At 75.9% G+C, this 20,132-nt stretch carries 15 protein-coding genes and 1 tRNA gene; 12 read left to right on the forward strand and 4 right to left on the reverse strand.

The features are described 5' to 3' along the window. Positions 1–35 precede the first annotated feature (35 nt). The 3 genes from tmk (at position 36) to ACFYUS_RS30150 (ending at position 6,841) form a co-directional block, all read left to right on the forward strand. Complete coding sequence (tmk, locus tag ACFYUS_RS30140) at positions 36–3,371, forward strand: dTMP kinase (RefSeq protein WP_388858929.1); 3,336 nt, start codon at positions 36–38, stop codon at positions 3,369–3,371. Between the two features lie 87 nt (positions 3,372–3,458). After that, positions 3,459–4,316 (forward strand): ABC transporter ATP-binding protein, encoded by an 858-nt coding sequence (locus tag ACFYUS_RS30145; RefSeq protein ID WP_388858932.1) that lies wholly within the window; start codon positions 3,459–3,461, stop codon positions 4,314–4,316. Positions 4,317–4,324: 8 nt separating this feature from the next. Beyond that, complete coding sequence (locus ACFYUS_RS30150) at positions 4,325–6,841, forward strand: FtsX-like permease family protein (protein ID WP_388858935.1); 2,517 nt, start codon at positions 4,325–4,327, stop codon at positions 6,839–6,841. Between the two features lie 12 nt (positions 6,842–6,853). Here ACFYUS_RS30150 and ACFYUS_RS30155 read toward each other — a convergent pair whose 3' ends face one another. Together ACFYUS_RS30155 and ACFYUS_RS30160 are read right to left on the reverse strand one after the other, a co-directional pair. Further along, positions 6,854–7,498, reverse strand: coding sequence for a response regulator (locus tag ACFYUS_RS30155; RefSeq protein ID WP_388858938.1), 645 nt, complete (start codon positions 7,496–7,498; stop codon positions 6,854–6,856). Beyond that, a complete protein-coding gene (locus ACFYUS_RS30160) occupies positions 7,486–8,670 on the reverse strand; it encodes a sensor histidine kinase (RefSeq protein ID WP_388858941.1) in 1,185 nt (394 codons plus the stop codon). The genes ACFYUS_RS30155 and ACFYUS_RS30160 overlap by 13 nt, the downstream gene beginning before the upstream one ends. A 161-nt stretch (positions 8,671–8,831) precedes the next feature. On the opposite strand from ACFYUS_RS30160, the gene ACFYUS_RS30165 reads away from it, so the two are divergent. From ACFYUS_RS30165 to ACFYUS_RS30180, 4 genes are all read left to right on the forward strand, one after another. Continuing rightward, positions 8,832–9,005, forward strand: a complete 174-nt coding sequence (locus ACFYUS_RS30165) for a hypothetical protein (protein ID WP_388858944.1) — start codon at positions 8,832–8,834, stop codon at positions 9,003–9,005. A gap of 262 nt (positions 9,006–9,267) precedes the next feature. Further along, a complete protein-coding gene (locus ACFYUS_RS30170) occupies positions 9,268–10,470 on the forward strand; it encodes a DNA polymerase III subunit delta' (RefSeq protein ID WP_388858947.1) in 1,203 nt (400 codons plus the stop codon). 107 nt (positions 10,471–10,577) lie between these two features. Then, positions 10,578–12,128 (forward strand): alpha/beta hydrolase, encoded by a 1,551-nt coding sequence (locus ACFYUS_RS30175; RefSeq protein ID WP_388858950.1) that lies wholly within the window; start codon positions 10,578–10,580, stop codon positions 12,126–12,128. 86 nt (positions 12,129–12,214) lie between these two features. Further along, a tRNA-Thr gene (locus tag ACFYUS_RS30180) sits at positions 12,215–12,288 on the forward strand. Between the two features lie 79 nt (positions 12,289–12,367). On the opposite strand, the gene lepB is transcribed toward ACFYUS_RS30180, so the two are convergent. Continuing rightward, positions 12,368–13,129: a signal peptidase I gene (gene lepB, locus ACFYUS_RS30185; RefSeq protein WP_388858953.1), complete on the reverse strand. Its 762-nt coding sequence runs from the start codon at positions 13,127–13,129 to the stop codon at positions 12,368–12,370. A gap of 114 nt (positions 13,130–13,243) precedes the next feature. Next, positions 13,244–14,389 (reverse strand): LuxR C-terminal-related transcriptional regulator, encoded by a 1,146-nt coding sequence (locus ACFYUS_RS30190; RefSeq protein WP_388858956.1) that lies wholly within the window; start codon positions 14,387–14,389, stop codon positions 13,244–13,246. 211 nt (positions 14,390–14,600) lie between these two features. Here ACFYUS_RS30190 and ACFYUS_RS30195 point away from each other — a divergent pair, with 211 nt between their 5' ends. The 5 genes from ACFYUS_RS30195 (at position 14,601) to ACFYUS_RS30215 (ending at position 20,091) form a co-directional block, all read left to right on the forward strand. Further along, on the forward strand, positions 14,601–14,798 hold the full coding sequence (locus ACFYUS_RS30195; protein ID WP_388858959.1) for a hypothetical protein: 198 nt from the start codon (positions 14,601–14,603) through the stop codon (positions 14,796–14,798). A gap of 5 nt (positions 14,799–14,803) precedes the next feature. Then, positions 14,804–15,688: a hypothetical protein gene (locus ACFYUS_RS30200; RefSeq protein ID WP_388858962.1), complete on the forward strand. Its 885-nt coding sequence runs from the start codon at positions 14,804–14,806 to the stop codon at positions 15,686–15,688. Positions 15,689–15,822: 134 nt separating this feature from the next. After that, the gene (locus ACFYUS_RS30205; protein ID WP_388858965.1) at positions 15,823–16,371 is read left to right on the forward strand and encodes a cupin domain-containing protein; all 549 of its coding nucleotides are present in this window, start codon (positions 15,823–15,825) and stop codon (positions 16,369–16,371) included. Next, a complete protein-coding gene (locus tag ACFYUS_RS30210; RefSeq protein ID WP_388858968.1) occupies positions 16,368–17,972 on the forward strand; it encodes a class I tRNA ligase family protein in 1,605 nt (534 codons plus the stop codon). The genes ACFYUS_RS30205 and ACFYUS_RS30210 overlap by 4 nt, the downstream gene beginning before the upstream one ends. Then, positions 17,965–20,091 carry an FAD-dependent oxidoreductase gene (locus ACFYUS_RS30215; RefSeq protein ID WP_388858971.1) on the forward strand — a complete coding sequence of 709 codons (2,127 nt, stop codon included), beginning with the start codon at positions 17,965–17,967 and terminating at the stop codon, positions 20,089–20,091. Before ACFYUS_RS30210 ends, ACFYUS_RS30215 begins: the two co-directional genes overlap by 8 nt. The last annotated feature ends 41 nt before the right edge of the window (positions 20,092–20,132 follow it).

The raw sequence follows: 20,132 nt of genomic DNA on the forward strand, positions 1-20,132 counted from the left end.
CGCCGGGAGCAAGGCCGTCCGGATAGGGTGGACGGATGACGCGAGCAGAGCAGCCAGACCGCCTGGGCGATGCAGAGCAGCCAGACCGCCTGGGTGATTCCGACTCCGCCCTCGTCGCGGATTCCCGGGAGCGCGCCGTACGCGCCCTCTTGCGCCATCAGCCGCTGCGCCGGCTGTGGAGCGCCCATGCGGTCGGCAGCACCGGTGACGCCCTCGCCCTCCTCGTCCTCGTCCTCCTCGGCCTTCAGGCCGCGGTCGCCGAGGGCGCGCTCGGGGGCGGCTACCGGGGGGCCGCGTTCGCCGTGGCCGCCGTCGTCGGCGCCCGGCTCCTCGCCTCGGTCCTCTTCGGGGCCGTGCTCCTCGGGCCGCTGACCGCGCTCACCGGACCCAAGGGTCCGCTGGACCGGCGCTGGACCATGATCGGCGCGGACGGGCTGCGGATCGCGCTGCTGATCATCGCCCCGCTGTGGATCGACTGGACCCCCGGCAGCGCCCTCTGGTACCTGCTGGGCACGGTCTTCGTCGCCGGCGCGGCCGAGCGGCTGTGGACCGTCGGCCGTGAGGGCGCGGCGCCCGGGCTGCTGCCCGCCCCGCCGCTGGAGGGCGCGGCCGTGCGGCCGCTGCCCGACCACCTCGGCGCGCTGCGCCGGCTGTCCCTGCGGACCGGCTTCCTCGCCGTCCCCGCCGCGGCCGCCGTGCTGCTCGTCGCCACCCTCGTGGGGAACCTGCTGGGTGCCGGGATCGACTGGTTCTCGCTGCACCAGGCGGCCCTCGGCTCGTACGTGGCCGCCGGCCTGTTCGCCGCCTCCGTCACCGTCCTGTACGCGATGGCGCTGCCCGGCGGGGAGACGGCCCGGCCCCGTTCGCCCCTGGAGGGGCTGCGCCGGCCGTCGGCGCAGAAGGGCTCCGAGGAGGGCAAGGGCCGCACCGGTGTCCTGCCGCTGCTCGTCCTCGCCTCCGCGACCGTCGCCGGGGCGATCGCCGCGGCCGCGTCCCTCGCCGTGCTCGACGCGTACGACCTGGGCGGCGGGCCCGTCACGTACGCCCTGCTGATCCTGGCGCTGAGCGGCGCGACGGCCGTCGGCATCCGCACGGCGGGCTCCGTCCTGCCGGTGCTGTCGCGGCGCCGGCTGCTCGCCCTGGCGATCGCCGTCACCGGTGTCGCCCTGATCGCGATGGGCCTGGTCCCGGACACGGCGACCGTGTTGTTCCTCGCCGCCCTCGCCGGATACGCGGCCGGGGTCGCGGCGAACACCGGCCACACCCTGATCGACCAGGAGACCGAGGAGCCCCGCCGGGCCCGGACCACCGAGCACCTCCAGGCCACCGCGCGCGTCACCATGGGCCTCGGCGCGCTCGCCGCCCCGCTGCTCGCCGCCGTGATCGGGCCGCACCGGCTCGCGTCCGGGGACTTCGTCTTCGCGCACGACGGGGCCGCCTTCACGCTCGCCCTCGTCGGCGCCCTGCTGCTTCCGGTGGCCGCGCTGGTCCTCGCGAAGACCGACGACCGGGCGGGCGTCCCGCTCCGCCGCGACCTGCGCGACGCGCTGCGCGGCTCCGACCCGGTCCAGGCGCCGTCCCCGACCGGTTTCTTCATCGCCCTGGAGGGCGGCGACGGCGCCGGGAAGTCCACGCAGGTCCAGGCGCTCGCCGAGTGGATCCGCGCCAAGGGCCACGAGGTCGTCGTCACTCGCGAGCCGGGTGCCACCCCGATCGGCAAGCGGCTCCGCTCGATCCTCCTCGACGTGTCGTCGGCGGGGCTCTCGAACCGCGCCGAGGCCCTGCTGTACGCGGCCGACCGCGCCGAGCACGTCGACTCCCTGGTCCGTCCGGCCCTGGAGCGGGGCGCGATCGTCCTGTCCGACCGGTACATCGACTCGTCCGTGGCCTACCAGGGCGCGGGCCGTGACCTGTCCCCGACGGAGATCGCCCGCATCTCGCGCTGGGCGACCGACGGTCTCGTGCCGCACCTGACCGTGGTCCTGGACGTCTCCCCGGAGACCGCGAGGGAACGGTTCACCGAGGCGCCCGACCGGCTGGAGTCCGAGCCGCCGGAGTTCCACGCGCGCGTGCGGGCCGGTTTCCTCGCCCTCGCGGCCGCCGACCCCAGCCGCTACCTCGTCGTCGACGCCGGCCAGGAGCCGGAGGCCGTCACCACCGTCGTGCGCCACCGGCTCGACCGGATGCTGCCGCTGTCCGAGGCCGAGGTGAAGGCCGCGGAGGAGGCCCGCCGGAAGGCCGAGGAGGAGGCCCGGCGCCTGGCGGAGGAAGAGGCCGCGCGCAAGGCCGAGGAGGAGCGCCTGGAGCGCGAGCGGCAGGAGCAGCTCGCGAAGCTCCGCGCCGAGGAGGAGGAGCGCAAGCGGCGCGAGGAGGAGGAAGCGCGCCGCCTGGAGGCCGAGCGGAAGGCCGAGGAGGCCCGCCGGAAGGCCGAGGAGGAGCGTCTCGCGGCCGAGGAGGAGGCCAGGCGCCTCGCCGCCGAGGAGAAGGCCCGCCAGGAGGAGCAGGAGCGGCTCCGCAAGGAGGCCGAGGAGGAGGCCCGGCTGCGGGCCGAGGCCGAGGAGCGCCGCCTGGAGAAGCAGCGCAAGGCCGAGGAGGCCCTGCTGCGCGCCGAGGAGGCGCGCCGGATGGCCGAGGCCGCCGCCGCGGCGAAGGCCGCGGAGGAGGCGGCTGCGAAGGCCGCTGCCGAGAAGATCGCCGCCGAGGCCGCCGCGAAGGCGGCCGCGGAACGGGCGGCCGCCGAGCGTGCCGCGGCGGAGCTGGCCGCCGCTCGGCGGGCGGAGGCGGCGAAGGCCGCCCGGGAGAAGGCCGCCCAGGAGCGGGCGGCGGCGGAGAAGGCCGCGGCCGAGCGGACGGCCGCTGCCGAGCGCGCGGCTGCCGCGCGTGCCTCTCGTCCTGCCGGGGAGTCGGCGAACGAGGTCACCGTGCCGACTCCGGTCGTGAAGCCGGACGCGCCCACGGTCTCCCCGGACGAGGTCACCGTCGAGACGCCGATCGTGCGGCCCGAGGCCGAGACCGCCGTCCTGCCGCAGGTCCGGGACCCGCGGGCCGTCGACGAGACCGCGGTGCTGCCTCCCGTGCGGGACCCCCGGGTGTCCGACCCGGTCGACCGGGTGCCGCAGGGCATCTTCCGCGACGAACGCGACGAACGCGACGAACGCGACGAACGCGACGGGCGTGACGGGCGTGACGGGCGTGACGAGCCGTACGGTGCGAACGACCGGACCCGGGAGCTGCCCCAGCTCGACGAGAACGGCCGGCCGCGCCGCCGCTCCGACTGGGCCGAGGAGACCCCGCTCGACGATCTCCCGACCCTCGCGGACGAGCTGTTCGGCCCGCACGAGGACGAGGACGGGGGCCCGCGCCGCCGCTGAGCACCGACGGGGGTGGAGCTAGCTCCACCCCCGTTCCGGCAGCCTGCCCCATACCTTCGTGACCTGCGCTTTTCTAGCGTTTCGGGTATGACGACGACAGCAGCAGTGACGGAGGACGGCGCCGCCCTCGCCCTGGCCGGGGTCAGCCGTGCGTACGGAGGCGGAGCGCCCGCGCTCGACGGGATCGACCTGGTCGTGCCGCGCGGGCGTCTCCTGGCCGTGATGGGCCGCTCGGGATCCGGCAAGTCCACCCTGCTGCGCTGCGCGGCCGGGCTCGAACGGCCGACGGCCGGGCGGGTACGGATCGGGGGCACCGACCTCGCCTCCCTGCGGACGGCCGGACTGACCCGGTTCCGGAGGGACCGGATCGGCTTCGTCTTCCAGTCGCTCAACCTCGTCTCCGCCCTGAACGTGCGCGAGAACGTCACCCTGCCGCTGCTCCTCGCCGGGGCCCGCGAGGGCCGGGAGCTCGACGCCCGCGCCCTGGCCGGCCTCGACGCCGTGGGGCTCGCCGACCGGGCCGAGGACCGGCCCGGGAACCTCTCCGGCGGTCAGCAGCAGCGGGTGGCGATCGCCCGCGCCCTGGTCAACGAGCCCGAGGTCGTCTTCGCCGACGAGCCGACCGCCGCCCTCGACCCGGTCACGGCGGCCGGGGTCCTCGCCCTGCTGCGGCGCGCCGTCGACGAGCGGGGGCGCACGGTCGTCCTCGTCACCCACGACCCGACCGCCGCCACCTGGGCGGACGAGGCCGTGTTCCTGGACCGGGGCCGGATCGCCGGCCGCCTCGACCGCCCGGACGAGGCGGGCGTACGGGAGATGCTCGGCGGTCTCGGCGGGGCGGGCGTACGGGAGGTGCCCGGCGGTTTCGGCGGGGCGGACGTGGGCGTACGAGGGGTGCCCGGGGGTCTCGGCGAGGCGGGGCGGCGTCTGGCGGTGGCGCGGTGAGCCGGGCGATGAGTGGGGCGGCGGGCCGGGAGGCGGGCCAGGCCGTGGGCCGGGAGGCGAGCCGGGCGGTGGGGCGGAGCGGGGAACCGTCCGGACGTCGCTTCGGGAACCCCGCCGTGCGGCTGCTCGCCGCCCGTTCGCTGCGGACCCACCGCAAGGCGTGGGCCGCCGTGTTCGTGGCCGTCGCCGTCACCTCCGCGCTGCTCGGCGCCCTGGCGCTCGCGCTCGGCTCCGTCGGGCTCGGGCACGCGCGCGTGGAGCGGTACGCCGCCGCGCCCGTCGTCGTCGCCGGGGACCAGGAGGTCCGCTGGACGGCCACGCCGTGGGGCAGCGAGCCGAAGACCGAGACGGCGGGCCTGGCCGAGCGGGTACGGGTCCCCGCCGCGGCCGTCGACGTCCTGCGGGCCGTGCCGGGGGTACGGGAAGCCGTGCCGGACGACACCTTCGTCGTACGGGACGGGCACGCGCACGCGTACCCCGGGCGCTCCTGGGAGGCGGCCCGGCTCGCCCCGTACCGGCTGACCGAGGGGCGGGAGCCCCGGCGGGGCGGGGAGGCCGTCGTGGGCGCCGGCCTCGGCGCGGCCGTCGGGGACACCGTCGCCGGCCGCGAGGTCGTCGGCGTGGCCGAGGGGCCGGCCGCGCTGTACGTCACGGCGGGGGAGGCGCGGCGGCTCGCCGGGCACCCCGGTGCCGTCGACGCCGTCGGGGTCCTCGCCGAGCCCGGCGTACCCGTGGACACCCTCCACGCGCGCGTACGGGCCGCCCTGGACGGGGCCGGCCTGAAGGACACCGCCGCGGGGCAGCCGCTGCGGGCCCTCACCGGGGACGGCCGGGGCGGCGCCGAACACCTCGGCGCGCCGCCCGCGCGCGCGGAGCTCCTCCAGCTCCTCGCCGCCGTCGCCGCGAACGTCGTCCTGGTCGCCGTCCTCGTCCTCGCCTCGCTCGTCGCGCAGGCCCTCCAGCAGCGTGCCGCCGAGCGGGAACTGCTGCTCTCGGTCGGCGCGACGCCCCGTCAGGTGCGGGGAGCTGCGGGCCGGGAGGTGACCCGGGTGGCGGCTGCGGCGGCGCTGCTCGGCGTCCTCGCGTCCGGACCGGTGTTCCTGGTGCTGTGGTCGGCGCTGCGGGCCCGTACCGGGGTCGTACCGGAAGGCCTCGAACTCCCCACTCCTCCGTGGCTGTTCGCCGCCGTGCTCGCCGTCGCCGCGCTCGTGGTGGGCCTCACCCGGTTCGTGGTCCTCTTCGCGGGCCGCCGGCCGGGGCGCCCGGGTCACCCGGGGAAGGGCGGCGCCCGCCGTGTCACCGGGATCGTGCTGCTCGTGCTCGGCGCGGGCTCGGCCGGTACGGCCGCGCTCCAGGGCGGCGACGCGGCGGCCGCCGCTGCCGGGACGGCCACGCTGACGCTGGTCGCCGGGTGCGCGCTGCTCGGGCCGTGGATCGCGGGGGCCGCGATGGCGGTCCTGGACCGGCCGTTCCGGCGGCTGGGCGGGGCGCCCGGACGGCTCACGGCCGCCGGCGCGGCCGCGCACTCGCGTCGGCTCGGGGCCGCGCTCGTCCCCGTCGTGCTCGTCACCGCGTTCGCGCTGGTGCAGCTCTCGGCGGGTGCCACCGTGGAGCGGGCCGCGGCCGCGCAGGCGCGGGCGGCGACCACCGCCGACCTCGCGTTCACCGGCACGACGGCGGAGCGCGTGCGCGAGCTCCCGGGGGTGGAGGCGGCGACGGACGTGCTGCGTTCCTCGGTGGTCCTGGCCCGCACGGAGGTCGGATCGCCGCGCCTCGACCGGCTCCCGGTCCTCGGTGTGGACGCCGACGGGCTCGCGGGCACGCTCGACCCGGGTGTCGTCGCCGGCGACCTGTCCGGACTCGGCCGGCCCGGCACGGTCGCGGTGGGCGCGGACATGGCCGAGTCCCTTGAGGTGAAGCCCGGTTCGACGGTGGAGCTGCGGTTCGGCGACGGGGCGAAGGGGCGGCTGCGGGTGGTCGCGGTGTACGAACGGTCGCTCGCCCTGGGCGAGTTCCTGCTGCCGAAGGCCGAACTGGCCCCGCACATGGGCGATCCGTACCCCGCGCGCGTACTGGCGGCGGGGACGCACGGAGCCTCCCCCTCCCCCTCCACCTCCCCTGTCGTCCCCGAGGCGGTGACCCCTCCCGGAGCCGAGCTGAACGCGCTCGTCTCCGGTGGGATCGTCGCCGCGATCGGCGGGCTCACCCTCCTCTCCGTCCTGAGCACCCTCGCCCTGATCGGCGCCGGGCGGCGCGGCGAGCTGCAACTCCTGCGCCAGGTCGGGGCGTCCGCGGGCCAGCTGCGCCGGATGCTCGGCCTGGAGGCGGGGTTCCTGACCGCGACGGGCCTCCTCGTCGGGCTCGTGGTGGGCGCGCTGCCGCTGACCGCGTTCGCCTGGGCGCTCACCGGCGGGCTGCCGTATCTGCCGCCCGCGCAGGGCGGCACGATCGCGGGCGTCGTGCTCGTCACGGTCGTGGCCGGGGTGTTCCTGCCGGTCGCCGCACGGAGGGGCGCCGGGCGTTGAGGCGGGCGGGTCCTAGGCGTTGAGGTAGGCGAGGACGGCGAGGACCCGGCGGTGGCCGCCGCTGTCGGTCGGCGGCAGGCCGAGCTTCAGGAAGACGTTCCCGATGTGCTTGTGCACGGCCCGCTCGGTGATCACCATCGAGCGGGCGATCGTGCCGTTGTCGTGGCCCTGGGCCATCAGGGCGAGGGCCTCGCGCTCGCGGGGCGTGAGGGAGTCCAGCGGGTCGTCGCGGCGGCGGGCCATCAGTTCGGTGACGACCTCCGGGTCCAGGGCCGTACCGCCGGACGCGACCCGTTCCAGGGCGTCCAGGAACTCGTCCACGCGGCCCACCCGGTCCTTCAGGAGGTAGCCGACCCCGCGCGCGCCGCCGCCCAGGAGCTCGGCCGCGTACGTCTCCTCCACGTACTGCGAGAGCACGAGCACCGGCAGCTCCGGGAGCCGCTCGCGGGCCGCGAGCGCCGCCCGCAGCCCCTCGTCGCGGAAGCCGGGCGGCATCCGCACGTCGAGGACGGCCACGTCGGGCCGGTGTTCCAGGAGCAGCGGCAGGATCTCGGGGCCGGTGGCCGCGACCCCGGCGACCTCGTGTCCCGACGAGGTCAGCAGCAGCACCAGGCCCTCCCTGAGGAGGGCGTTGTCCTCGGCGATCACCACACGCACGGAAGCTCCACTTCGATCACGGTCGGTCCCCCCTCGGGGCTGGTCAGTCGTACGGTGCCGTCGAGCGCGGCGACCCGGCGCCGCATGCCCGTCAGACCGGAGCCGCCGCTCTCGCCGGCCTCGGCCCCGCCGCGGCCCTCGTCCCGCACGCGCACGCGTAGGGCGGCCGGTTCACGGGCGAGGGAGACGGAGGCGCGGTCGGCGCCGCTGTGCTTGGCGGCGTTGGTGAGCGCCTCGGCGACCACGAAGTACGCGGCGGCCTCGACGGCGGCGGGGGCGCGGGGGCCCTCCTGCGCGTGGTCGCCGAGGCCGGTCACCGAGACCTCCGCCTCCAGGCCGCTGCTCGCGGCGAGCGCCCGCACCGCGCCGGTCAGGCCGCGGTCGGTGAGGATCGGAGGGTGGATGCCGCGCACCACGTGCCGCAGTTCGGCCAGCGCCTCCTCGGCCTGCGTCTGGGCGTCGTCGAGGAGTTTCCGCGCGGTCGCGGGATCGGAGTCGTACGCGCGCCGGGCGAGACCGATCCGCATGGACAGCGCCACCAGGCGGGCCTGCGCGCCGTCGTGGAGGTCGCGCTCGATCCGGCGCAGCTCGGCGCCGTGCGCGGCGATCGCGCCCGCCCGGGTGGCCGTGAGCTGCTCGACACGGGCGGCGAGGGCGGCGTCCCGGACCGCCGACGGGGCCGGCGTGAGCAGCGTGCGCGACCAGTCGGCCGCCAGGCCGGCGAGCCGGCCGATCAGCGGCAGCAGCACCGGCCGCCGCCCCGCGAGCCCGGTCCAGACGCCGTCGACGAGGAGAGCAGGCACCCAGAGGACCAGCGAGAGGTACCAGAGCACCGAGCCGTAGAGCAGCTGCGCGGCGGCCCACAGCAGGTCGTGCCGGGTCTCCGGGTCGGTGACCGCGGTCCGCACGCGCGCGGGGAGGGGGCCTTCGAGCGGCAGGTACGCCTCCGGGACGGGCGTCCCGGTCCACGCGGCCGTCCGGCGCCGCTCCCAGCCGGCGAGGCGGCGCAGCAGCAGCACGCTCTCGGGGAGCACTCCGGCGCCGATGACCGTGAGGGTGAGGCAGGCGGTGAAGAGGACGACTCCCACCATCAGGTAGCAGAGGAGGGAGATCGCGGCCCCGATCGTGAGCTGGAGCCACGCCCGGGCCGCTTCCTTGATCACCTCGCGCATGGAGCCAGAGTAGGCGGCCGCTCCGGGCGGGGCGGTGGAGCGGGCTACACCATCGCTCCGGGGGTGGGCACGGCTGTGCGGGGACGCCGCGGAGACCAGGATCGAAGAGTCGCCGGGAACGCCCCGGCACCTCGAGGGAACCCACTCCACGGAGGCATCCCATGCGCGCCCTTCTCTGGCTGCTGCTCGCCGCGAGCGTCCTGGCCAACGTCTTCATCAGCACCTTCGCCGGCTGGACCGGCGCCCTCCGGATCGTCGGGAGCGTCTGCACCGGGGTGGTCCTGCTCGGCTCGGCGGTCGGGCTGTGGCTGACCAGGCCGCGCAGCGAGGTCTGAGAAGTGCCGGTTGTCCACAGCCGGGCGGGCGGGGCGTGAGGGGTGCGGGTCGTCCACACCTTGGCGGGGCTTGAGGGGGAGTGGGGTGTCCACAGCCCGGTGGGGCCTGAGGGGGAGCGATTCGTCCACAGCCCGGTGGGGCCTGAGGGGGAGCGATTCGTCCACAGCCCGGCGCGGTCCGAGGGGAGCGGTTGTCCACAGCCCGGCGGGGGGTGTCAGAGCGCTGCCCCACAATGGAGGACGTACCTGAGGAGGGGCAGACATGGCCGTATGGGACGACCTGGTCGGACAGACCCGGGTCGAGGAGCAGCTCGCCGCCGCCGCGCGTGACGCCGACGCGCTCGTGACCGCCCACGCCGCCGGGGAGCCGGCCCCCGAGGCCTCCAAGATGACCCACGCCTGGCTCTTCACCGGCCCTCCCGGGTCCGGCAGGGCGACCGCGGCGCGCGCCTTCGCCGCCGCGCTGCAGTGCGTGAGCCCCGACCGGGCGCTCGGCGGAGCCCCCGGCTGCGGCTTCTGCGACGGCTGCCACACGACCCTCGTCGGCACGCACGCGGACGTCGAGATCGTCCGTACGGACCTGCTGTCCATCGGCGTGAAGGAGACCCGCGACCTCGTCCGGCGCGCCCAGCTGTCCCCGGCGGGCGGCCGCTGGCAGGTCATCGTCCTGGAGGACGCGGACCGGCTCACCGAGGGCGCGGGGAACGTGCTCCTGAAGGCCGTCGAGGAGCCCGCGCCGCGCACGGTCTGGCTGCTCTGCGCGCCTTCCCTGGAGGACGTGCTGCCCACCATCCGCTCCCGCTGCCGTCACCTGACGCTGCGCACCCCGCCGGTGGAGGCCGTCGCCGACGTGCTCGTACGGCGCGACGGCATCGAGCCGGAGACCGCGCAGGCCGCCGCCCGCGCCACCCAGGGCCACATCGACCGGGCCCGGCGGCTCGCCACCGACGAGCGGGCCCGCGCGCGCCGCTCCGTCGTCCTCAAGCTGCCGCTGCGGGTCGACGACATCGGCGGCTGCCTCAAGGCCGCCCAGGAGCTGGTCGACGCGGCCGCGGAGGACGCCAAGCAGGTCGCGGAGGAGGTCGACGCCAAGGAGACCGAGGAGCTGAAGGCGGCCCTCGGCGCGGCGCAGGGCGGCCGGATGCCGCGCGGCACCGCCGGTGCGATGAAGGAGCTGGAGGAGCGGCAGAAGCGGCGCAGAACGCGGACGCAGCGCGACAGCCTGGACCTCGCGCTCACCGACCTGACCGGCTTCTACCGCGACGTCCTCGCCCTCCAGCTCCGCTCCCGCACGGCCCTGGCGAACACCGACGTCCAGGACGCCCTTGAGCGGATCGCCCGCGACACCACCCCGGAGCGGACCCTCCGCCGCATCGAGGCGGTCCTCACCTGCCGCAAGGCCCTCGACCGGAACGTGGCACCGCTGCTCGCGGTGGAGGCGATGACGATGGCACTGCGAGGGTGACCCCGACGGGCGGCGGACGGCTCCGGGGCTCGGCTGCCGACCGCGGCGGCGGTGGGGCGGCTCGGGCGATTGGACACGGTCCGTGCCGGTCCGGATACGCTCCGGGGATGGATTCCAGGCGCTTGCTCCGTACGTCCGCCACGGCTCTCGCGGCCGCCGGGCTGATTCTCACCGGCTGCTCGGGCGGGAGTGACGCCGCCGCGTCCCGGACGACCGCGCCGGCGTCCGCGCCCTCGCCCTCGTCCGAGGCGCCGAAGCTGAAGAAGTACTACGGCCAGAAGCTGAAGTGGCGGGACTGCGGCGTCGAGGGTTTCCAGTGCGCGACCCTGCGCGCCCCGCTGGACTACGCGAAGCCGGACGGGGAGGAGGTCCGGCTCGCGGTCTCCCGGGCCCGGGCCACCGGCCCCGGGAAGCGGCTCGGGTCGCTCCTGGTCAACCCGGGAGGCCCCGGCGGCTCCGCCGTCGGCTACCTCCAGGGGTACGCGGGCATCGGCTACCCGGCGCCCGTCCGCGCCCGCTACGACATGGTGGCCGTCGATCCGCGCGGCGTGGCCCGCAGCGAGCCCGTGGAGTGCCTGAGCGGCCCGCAGATGGACACGTACACGCAGGTCGACCAGACCCCCGACGACACGGCGGAGATCAACGCGCTCAGTGCGGCCTTCAAGGACTTCGCGGCCGGCTGCGAGAAGAAGTCGGGGCAGGTCCTGGGGCACGTCTCCACCGTCGAGACGGCCCGCGACATGGACATCCTGCGGGCGGTGCTCGGCGACGAGAAGCTCACGTACGTGGGGGCGTCCTACGGCACCTTCCTCGGCGCCACCTACGCCGAGCTCTTCCCCGCCCGGGTCGGCCGGCTCGTCCTCGACGGGGCGATGGACCCCTCGCTCTCCGCGCTCGACCTCAACCGGGACCAGACCGGCGGCTTCGAGACCGCCTTCCGCGCCTTCGCCGCCGACTGCATCCGCAAGGCGGGCTGCCCCCTGGGCACCGAGTCGGTCGCCGCGGCCGGGGAGGCGCTGAAGAAGTTCTTCCGCGACGTGGACGCCAAGCCGGTGCCCACGGGCGAGAGCCGCGAGCTCGGCGAGTCCCTCGCCACCACCGGCGTGATCGCCGCCATGTACGACGAGGGCGCCTGGCCCCAGCTGCGCGAGGCCCTCACCCAGGCGATGGGCGGAGACGGCTCCGGCCTCCTCGCGCTGGCCGACAGCTACTACGAGCGCGAGGCGGACGGCACGTACGCCAACCTCATGTTCGCGAACGCCGCCGTGAACTGCCTGGACCTGCCGCCCGCCTACCAGGGCCCCGCCGACGTGCAGAAGGCCGTCCCGTCCTTCGAGAAGGCCTCCCCGGTCTTCGGCGCGGGCCTCGCCTGGGCCGCCCTCAACTGCACCTACTGGCCCACCCCGCCCACCGGCCGCCCGCACCGCATCACCGCCGAGGGCGCCGCCCCGATCCTCGTCGTCGGCACCACCCGCGACCCCGCCACCCCCTACCACTGGGCCCAGTCCCTCGCCGGGCAGCTCTCCTCCGGCACCCTGCTGACCTACGAGGGCGACGGCCACACCGCGTACGGCCGGGGCAGCGACTGCATCGACACCGCGATCAACACCTACCTCCTCGAAGGCACCCCTCCGGCCGAAGGAAAGCGCTGCTCGTAGGCCTGATCCAGGGGTGGTCGGAGCACCTCCGGAAACTGTGTAGACTTGGCGACGCTGCGGCACCCACCATGGGAACGCACAGCGGCGCCGCCTTAGCTCAGTTGGCCAGAGCAACGCACTCGTAATGCGTAGGTCTCGGGTTCGAATCCCGAAGGCGGCTCAGGAGAAAGCCAGGTCAGACATTGTCTGACCTGGCTTTTCTGATTGCTGAGGCTCGCCGGCCGGGGCCGGCGAGCGGGTCAGCGTGTGAGGCCCGGCTGGTCGAAGGTGTCCGGGACGGGGAGGGTCGACCAGTGGGGGGCCGGCCAGGCGACGAGGACGGCGCGGCCCACGACGTCCGTGACGGGGACCATGCCGCCGCGGGGGTCGGTCTGGTGGTAGCGGGAGTCCTGGGAGCTCTGGCGGTGGTCGCCCATGACCCAGAGGCTGCCGGCGGGGACCGTGACCTTGAACTGGCCTTCGGGGTCCGTGCTGCAGGCGGTGTTGCCCTGGAAGACGTACGGCTCGGTCAGGGGCTTTCCGTTCACCTTCAGGGGGCCCGTGCCCTGGCATTCGACGGTGTCGCCCGCCACGCCGATGACACGCTTGATCAGGTGCTTCTCGCCGGCTGCCGGCATCAGGCCGACGAAGCCCAGGGCCTTCTGCACGGCGGTGGGCTGCTTCGCGGTCCGGCCCGCCAGCCAGTCGCCGGGGTCGCGGAAGACCACGACCTCGCCCCTGTCGGGTTCTGAGCCGAACCAGGGGGTGAGCTTGTCGACGAGGACGCGGTCGTCCACCTGGAGGGTGTTCTGCATCGAGCCCGAGGGGATCAGGAACGCCTGGAGGAGGAACGTCTTGATCAGGAAGGCCAGTCCCAGCGCGATCGCGGCGAGGAACGGCAGCTCGATCCAGAAGGGGCGGCGGCGTTTCGCGGGCCGCCCGGATGCCGTGGCCGCGTCGCCCGGAGGGTCTCCCTCCGGGCCTTCCCGGCCGGATCGCGCCTCGGTCGCCAAGTCGCTCATGTCCACCCTGACTTCGTCGTTCTGTTGTTGTCTGCACGGACCTTATGCCCCCGAGGTGTCCGGGCGGTGGCCGTCGGCCGGTCTTCACTCCGTACGGGTGACGCGGCGGCTCCGTCAGTCCTGCTGGGCCAGGAGGTAGCCGGCCTGGAAGCGGCTCTCGGCGCCCAGGGCCGCCATCACGTCGGCGACGTGGCGGCGGCAGCTGCGCACGGAGAGGCCCAGGCGGCGGGCGATCGCCGCGTCCGTCAGGCCTTCGGTGAGCAGACGGACGATGGTCTGCTTCAGCTCGTCCGAGATGTCCATGATGGTCTGCCGGTCCCACTCCGTCTCGAACGGCAGGGCCTCCAGCCACAGCCGCTCGTACGCCCCCACCATGAACGCGACCACGTGCGGCTCGCGGATCAGCACCGCCGCGTTCGGGTCGTCCGGCACCGGGATGACCGCCGTCGCCCGGTCGAAGACGAGCATCCGCATGAACTCGTCGTCCAGGGTGCGGACCTGGGCGCCGAGCCGGCCGACGCGCTCCACGTACGCGCACGTGCCCGAGGAGAAGCGAGCGGTGTGCTGGTACAGGACGCGCATCCGGACGCCGCGGCGCAGCAGTTCCTCGTCGCGGGCCACCGCCTCTTCGAGGACCTCGGCCCGCCGTCCGCCGCCCGGCTGCGCCGTCATGACCTCGCGCTCGCAGGTCCGGCCCAGCTCCGTGATGGCCTCCCGTACGGCACGCAGGTCGGTGAGCAGCTCCACGTACTCCGCCTGCCGCAGGTGGGTCAGCCGGAGCAGGTGGGACTCGTACAGCGGCATGAAGGCCATCAGCTGCTCGCGGGTGCGTTCCATGTGCTGGCGGCGGGCGCGCATCTCGCGTTCCAGCGGGCCGAGCGTGCGCTGGACGGCCTCGTCCGGTGCCACCGGGAGCACGGCGCGCTCCGGGGTCCGGCGCAGCAGGCCCATGTCGAGGAGGGCCGAGACGGCCGACTCCACCCGGGCGAGAGGGAGTTCCAGTTCCGCCGCGAGGTCGGCGGGGTGGGCCGGCGGGTGGGCCGGGTCCCGGGCCAGGAGGCAGGTGTAGACGCGGGTCAGGGGGTCGTCGGGGGAGTCCGGGTCTCCGGGGGCTCCGGGGGCTCCGAGGGCTCCGGGGTTCTCGGTGGTCTCCGAGGAGGGTGCCGGGAGGGGCGGGGCCGCCGCGGCGATCGCGGCCAGGGCCGTGGTTTCCGGTGTCCCGGCGTCGCCAAGGGCCCGCGCAATGTCTGGTATCGCCACCTTTTCCCCCGTTTGTGACAGCGTCCTCTTGCTGCCATGCAGCCTAATGAGCCATGCGGTCCGCCCCATAGCCATGCCGCCGTCGATACGTTCGTACCACCGCCCACAAGGTCGAACCGCACCAAGCTCGCACAGCCCGCGAAGCTCGCAACTCGCCACGGAAACCCACGACTTACCCCCTCCTCGCGGAAGCGGAAAGAGAGCGCACGACATGAAGCGGCGGATCCGTACCACCCTCCTCACCACCCTGGTCGTCGGCCTCGCGGGCCTCGGCACCGTCACCGCCGAGCGGATCACCGCCGGCACCGACGACACCGGCTGGGGCGCGGCCGTCCTCACCGGCACGAACGACACCGGCTGGGGCGCCCCCGCCGCCGGCACCGGCACGAACGACACCGGCTGGGGGTGACCCCGATGACCCTGCTCGACTGCACCCTGCGCACCGGCGGACAGCTCACCGGAGGAGCCGTACCCCCCGCGCTGGCCGCCGACTACCTCGCGGTCTGCGCGCGGCTCGGCATCGACGTCATCGAGCTGGGCGGCGTCCACGACCCCGCCGACCGCTCCGCCCCGCGCGGCGCGCTCCTTCCGGTCCCGCTCCCCGAGCGCTACGGGCCCCGCTTCTCCGTCCTCCTCGACACCGTCGGCCTGCCCGCCGCGGACACGGCCGCCACGGCCTCCGCGGGGCGGATCGCCGACGCCCTGGCCGCCGGGCCGGTGGCCGTCGGCCTGGTCCGCCTCGCCGTCCGGTACGACCGGGTGGCCCGCGCCGCCGCCCCGCTGCACCGCCTGCGGGAAGCCGGTTTCGGCGTCTGCCTCCTCCTCACCCACATCGACCTCGCCTCCTATCCCGAACTCGACCGCTGTCTCGGAGAGAGCGCCGCCCTCGGCCCCCTCGACGCCGTCTTCCTCGTAGACTCGCTCGGCTCGTTCCGCCCCGAGCGCGTCATCGAACTCGTCCAGTCCACCCGCGCCGCCGTGTCCGCCCCCGTCGGCATCCACGCCCACGACAACCAGGGCTTCGCCCTGCACAACACCGTCGTCGCCGGGAGCGCCGGCGCCACCTGGCAGGACGCCGCCGTGCACGGGATCGGCCCGGGCGCAGGCCTGACCCGTACCGAGCAACTGCTCGCCCTCCTCGGCGCCACGCCCACCGACCTCGCGCCCCTCCTCGCGCTCATCGCCACCCACGTCGCGCCGCTCAAGCAGCGGTACGGGTGGGGGGCCGGGCCCCGCCAGGTCATGGCCGGACTCGCCCGCATCCCGGTCGCCTCGGTGCGGGGCCTCGACCCGCTGTAGCCGGCTCGCCGCCCGCCCTTTCCAGCAGACCGGGCCGCCCCGCGTCCCGCCCTTCCCGGAGACCGGGCCGCCCCGCGTCCCGCCCTTCCCGGAGACCGGGCCGCCCCGCGCCCCGCCCTTCTCAGGAGACCCCCATGCCCTTCACCTCGCCCATCCTGCCGCCCGGAGAACCGGCCCTCGCCCCCACTCCGTACCGCGGCCTGCCCACGAGCCCGCACCCGCACCCCACTTCGACCCCCACTTCGACCCCCAATTCGCCCACCACCCCGACCCCCGGAGCCGCCCCCATGGCCGACCGCCGCCATCTCCGCATCGACCGCAGCGCCGCCACCGAGGAGTTCGGGCTCGCCTGCCAGCGGCTCATCCCCTGGCCCGGCGGGGACGCCGAGCCGCCCGTCGGCGCCATGGCCTGCTTCCTGGAGCCCGGCGGGGAATCCGACCCCGACCGTCACGACCAGGACGAGGTCATGCTCATCCTCTCCGGGACCGGGAGCGTGACCCTCGACGGCCGCCCGGAGCCGCCGTTCCGCACCGGCGACCTCGTCGTGCTGCCCCGGAACCAGGAGCACGTCGTCCACAACACCGGTGACACCGAGCTGAGCTGGGTCTCCCTGTACTGGCCGCTGCGCGAGCCCGCCGTCCGCACCGACGACACCGAGCAGAACGAGGAGGTCGCGGCATGAGCGACGCGACGATCACCCACTGGATCACCGCCACCCCGCCCACCCCCAACGGCGACCTCCACATCGGCCACCTCGCCGGCCCCTACCTCGCCGGTGACGTCCTGCGCCGCTTCCTCGCCGCCGAGGGCGCCGGCACCGTCCGCTACACCACGGGCCTCGACGACCACCAGAGCTACGTGCCCGTCCGCGGCCGGGGCGACGGCGGGCGCAAGGGCGAGGAGGTCGCCGACGGGTACGGCGCCTCCATCGAGTCCGTGTGGCGGCAGGCCGGCGCCGACTTCGACGCCGTCGTCCGCCCGCGCCGGGACGTCGGCTACCGGTCGGCCGTCCAGGAGTTCTTCCAGCGCCTGTACGAGGCCGGGCACATCGTCGCCCGTACGCGGCCGCTGCCGTACTGCGCGGGCTGCGAGCGCTGGCTGTACGAGGCCTACCTCAAGGGCGACTGCCCGCACTGCGGCTCCGGCTCCAACGGCAACGCCTGCGAGCCCTGCGGCCGCCCCAACGACTGCGCCGACCTGGCCGACCCCGTCTGCACCGGCTGCGGCGCCACCCCCGAACTCCGCGACTGCGAGCGGCTCTACTTCCCCCTCGCGCCCTGGGAGCAGGAGCTCACCGCCTTCTGGGAGCGGGTCGACATGCCGCCCCACCTGCGCTCCCTCTGCGAGCGGATGCGCGCCGAAGGGCTCCCCGAGATCGCCGTCAGCCACCCCTCCGAGTGGGGCGTTCCGGTGCCCGTCGCGGGCTTCACCGACCAGCGGATCTACGTCTGGTTCGAGATGGCCCCCGGCTACCTCCTGGAGTGGACCGGCGCCGGCGGGACCGGACCCGCGCCCGCGCCCGTCCAGTTCTTCGGCTTCGACAACGGCTACTTCCACGCCCTGCTGTTCCCCGCCGCCTTCCGGGCGTACGACCCGGAGATCGCGCTGCCGAAGGCCTTCGTCGTCAACGAGTTCTACCGGCTCGAAGGGCTCAAGTTCTCCACCAGCCGGCGCCACGCCATCTGGGCGCACGAGGAACTCGCCCGGACGAGCGCGGACGTCCTGCGCTACCACGTCCTGTCCGACCGGCCCAACGGCCGCCAGACCAGCTTCGGTTCGGCCGCCCTCGCCGTCAGCCGGGAGCGGCTCGCCGAGCGCTGGGACGGCTGGCTCGGCCGGCTCCTCACCGCCGTCGCCGAGTCCGGCGGCGCCGCCTTCGACGAGGCGCCGCAGGGAGCCGCGTGGGAGCGGCTGCGCGCCCGGCTCACCGAGACCGTCGGGCAGCTGCGGGAGGCGTACGGCGTCGAGGGGTACGACGCGCGGCGCGCGGTCGCGCTGCTCGACGAAGTGGTGTGCCTCGCCGAGGACTTCGGGTACGTGAACGGCTTCGAGGCCGAGCGTCCGGACGGCGCCGCCGCGTACCGCTCAGCGCTCTCCGCCCAGCTCGCCGTCGCCGCCGCCCTGTCCGCCTGGGCCGCGCCCGTCCTCCCGTACGGCTCCGCCCGCCTCGCCGCCCTCCTCGGCCTCGCGCCCCGGCCGCGCCGGGTCGACGCGGAGGCCCTCGCGCCGCTCGCCCCGGGGACACCGGTGGCGGCCTGGCCCGGGGCGGTCTTCGGTGCCTGAGGTGCCCGAGGTGCTGCCGCGCGGTGCCGTCGTCGGGCCCTTCTCCGGGCCCCGGGCCGCCTGGGGCGAGCACCTGGAACGGGCCGCCGAGCGGTACGGGACGGCCGTGAACTGGGAGCTGTACGACGACCGGGGCGAGGCCGGGACGGCCCGGCGGATCGCCGAGGCGATCGTCGCCGAGGGACGGCACGCGCTCGTCGTCGGGCACTTCAACAGCGCCGGCGCGGCCGCCGCCCTCCCCGTCTACCGGGCGGCCGGCCTCCCCGTCCTCCTCCCGCTCGCCACCACCCCCGGCCTCCTCGCCGACGGCGCCGGCACACTGCTGCGCTGGTGCCCGGACGACCGCGCCCAGGCGACCGACCTGCTCGCGGCCGTACGGGAGGCGGGCCACGGCCGGGTCGCCGTCACGCACGACGGCAGCGCGTACGGGGAGCGGCTCGCCCTGCTCGTACGGGAGGGGGCGGCGGTCGCGCGGCCCGCCCTGCCGTCGGGGGCCGTGGTCTCCGACGGGAGCGGGCCCGCGACGGGCGGAGTGCCGGTGCCGGCCGCCCTGGCCGGGGCTGCTCCGCCGGAGGTCCTGGAGGTCCTGGAGGCCGTCGACGGGCCCGGAGGCCGGGACGTCACCGCGCTCGTCGTCTGCGGGACCCACGTCGGGGCCGCGAGGGTGGGACGGGAGCGGCGGGAGGCCGGGTTCGAGGGGGCGTTCTGGTTCACCGACGACTGCGCGGTGGACGAGTTCGCGGAGCTGCTCGGCCCGTCCGCCGGTCCCGCCTCCGTGGCGCGGATGCGCGGAGGGCCCGAGGCCCACGTGGACGCGGCCTTCGCCGCCGCCACCGCCGCGCTCTCCGAGGACCCGGGGCGCACCGGACGCACCCTGCTCGCCGCCGTACGGGCCCATGCCGACCGGGGGTTCACCGCGCTCGGCGAACCCGAGGCCGGGAGCGTGGGCTGGGACTTCGTACCGGTGCCCGTACCGGCGCCGGAGGCCGTGCGGCCCCCTGCGCGGCACCGGCCGCACGGGCGGGCCTACGACGCCATCGTCGTCGGCGCCGGGGTCGTCGGCGCCGCCACCGCCTCCGTACTCGCCCGGCACGGCGCCAGGGTCGCGCTCGTCGCGCCCATGGACGGGCGTCAGGACCACGCCACCGCCTGGTCCGGCGGGCTCGTCCGGTCCTTCGAGGCCGACCCGTACCTGCGCGGGCTCGCGCTGCGCAGCCACCAGCTCGCCTGGGGGCCCGCCGCGCTGGCGCCGGGGCCGTACGGCTTCATGGCCACCGGGTCGCTCGTCCTCTGCGGCGACGCCGACCTGGAACAGGCCGAGAAGGGCGTCGTCGAGCTCAACGGGGCCGGTGTACCGGCCGAGTTGCTGGATCCGGGTGTGCTCGGGGCCCGCTTCCCCGGGCTCTCCGTCGACGGCGTCACCGCCGCCGTCTGGGAACCCGGGGCCGGTTACGCCGACCCGCCCCGCACCGCGCGCGTCTACCGCGACCGCGCCCTCGCCCACGGGGCCCGGCTGCTGCCCGCCCGGGTCCGCGCCCTCGACGCCCCGCCCGGGGCCGACCGGGTCCGCGTCCTCCTCGAACCCGGCGGGCCCGTCGAGGCCCGTGCCGTCGTCCTCGCGGCCGGCGGGGGCACCGGGGAGATCGCCGGGCACCGGCTGAGCGGCGCGGACGCCGGACGCACCAAGTCCATCCGGTACGGCTTCTTCCAGCACCCCGCCACGGCCGGTCTGCCGACCGTCGTCGACATGGTCAGCGGCGTCTGGGGGCGGCCCCAGCTCACCGGGGAGGCGGCCGGTGGCTACATGGCCGGGCGGCCCGTCGACGAATGGGACGTGCCCCCGGGCGGGCTCGCCACGCTGACCGACGAGCACGTGGCGTACATCCGCCAGGGCGCGGCCGCCCGGTGGCCCTGGCTCGCCGACCCCGCCACCCGCTTCCTCGGCGGCCGCCAGGGCGTCGACCTCTACACCCCGCACTCCCGCCCCCACCTCGGCCGCGAGCACGCCGACAGCCGGATCGTCCTCGCGACGGGGTGGTCGGGAGCGGGCTTCAAGACGGCCCCCGCGGCGGCGGAACTCGCGGCGGCGGAGGCGCTGGACGTGCTGGGCGGCGGGTGACCCGGGGCCCGTGCCCGCAGGGCCGCGCGGGTATGAGCCCG

The sequence above is a fragment of the Streptomyces sp. NPDC004284 genome (assembly GCF_042874035.1).
In the GTDB taxonomy this organism is placed as follows: Bacteria; Actinomycetota; Actinomycetes; order Streptomycetales; family Streptomycetaceae; genus Streptomyces.

What these genes read in the sequence shown, in the direction of transcription:
- tmk (WP_388858929.1), top strand. Translation starts at nt 36, where the DNA reads ATGACGCGAGCAGAGCAGCCAGACCGCCTGGGCGATGCAGAGCAGCCA.
- ACFYUS_RS30160 (WP_388858941.1), bottom strand. Translation starts at nt 8,670, where the DNA reads ATGCGCGAGGTGATCAAGGAAGCGGCCCGGGCGTGGCTCCAGCTCACG.
- ACFYUS_RS30200 (WP_388858962.1), top strand. Translation starts at nt 14,804, where the DNA reads ATGACCCTGCTCGACTGCACCCTGCGCACCGGCGGACAGCTCACCGGA.
- lepB (WP_388858953.1), bottom strand. Translation starts at nt 13,129, where the DNA reads ATGAGCGACTTGGCGACCGAGGCGCGATCCGGCCGGGAAGGCCCGGAG.
- ACFYUS_RS30150 (WP_388858935.1), top strand. Translation starts at nt 4,325, where the DNA reads ATGAGTGGGGCGGCGGGCCGGGAGGCGGGCCAGGCCGTGGGCCGGGAG.
- ACFYUS_RS30165 (WP_388858944.1), top strand. Translation starts at nt 8,832, where the DNA reads ATGCGCGCCCTTCTCTGGCTGCTGCTCGCCGCGAGCGTCCTGGCCAAC.
- ACFYUS_RS30170 (WP_388858947.1), top strand. Translation starts at nt 9,268, where the DNA reads ATGGCCGTATGGGACGACCTGGTCGGACAGACCCGGGTCGAGGAGCAG.
- ACFYUS_RS30195 (WP_388858959.1), top strand. Translation starts at nt 14,601, where the DNA reads ATGAAGCGGCGGATCCGTACCACCCTCCTCACCACCCTGGTCGTCGGC.
- ACFYUS_RS30205 (WP_388858965.1), top strand. Translation starts at nt 15,823, where the DNA reads ATGCCCTTCACCTCGCCCATCCTGCCGCCCGGAGAACCGGCCCTCGCC.
- ACFYUS_RS30145 (WP_388858932.1), top strand. Translation starts at nt 3,459, where the DNA reads ATGACGACGACAGCAGCAGTGACGGAGGACGGCGCCGCCCTCGCCCTG.
- ACFYUS_RS30175 (WP_388858950.1), top strand. Translation starts at nt 10,578, where the DNA reads ATGGATTCCAGGCGCTTGCTCCGTACGTCCGCCACGGCTCTCGCGGCC.
- ACFYUS_RS30210 (WP_388858968.1), top strand. Translation starts at nt 16,368, where the DNA reads ATGAGCGACGCGACGATCACCCACTGGATCACCGCCACCCCGCCCACC.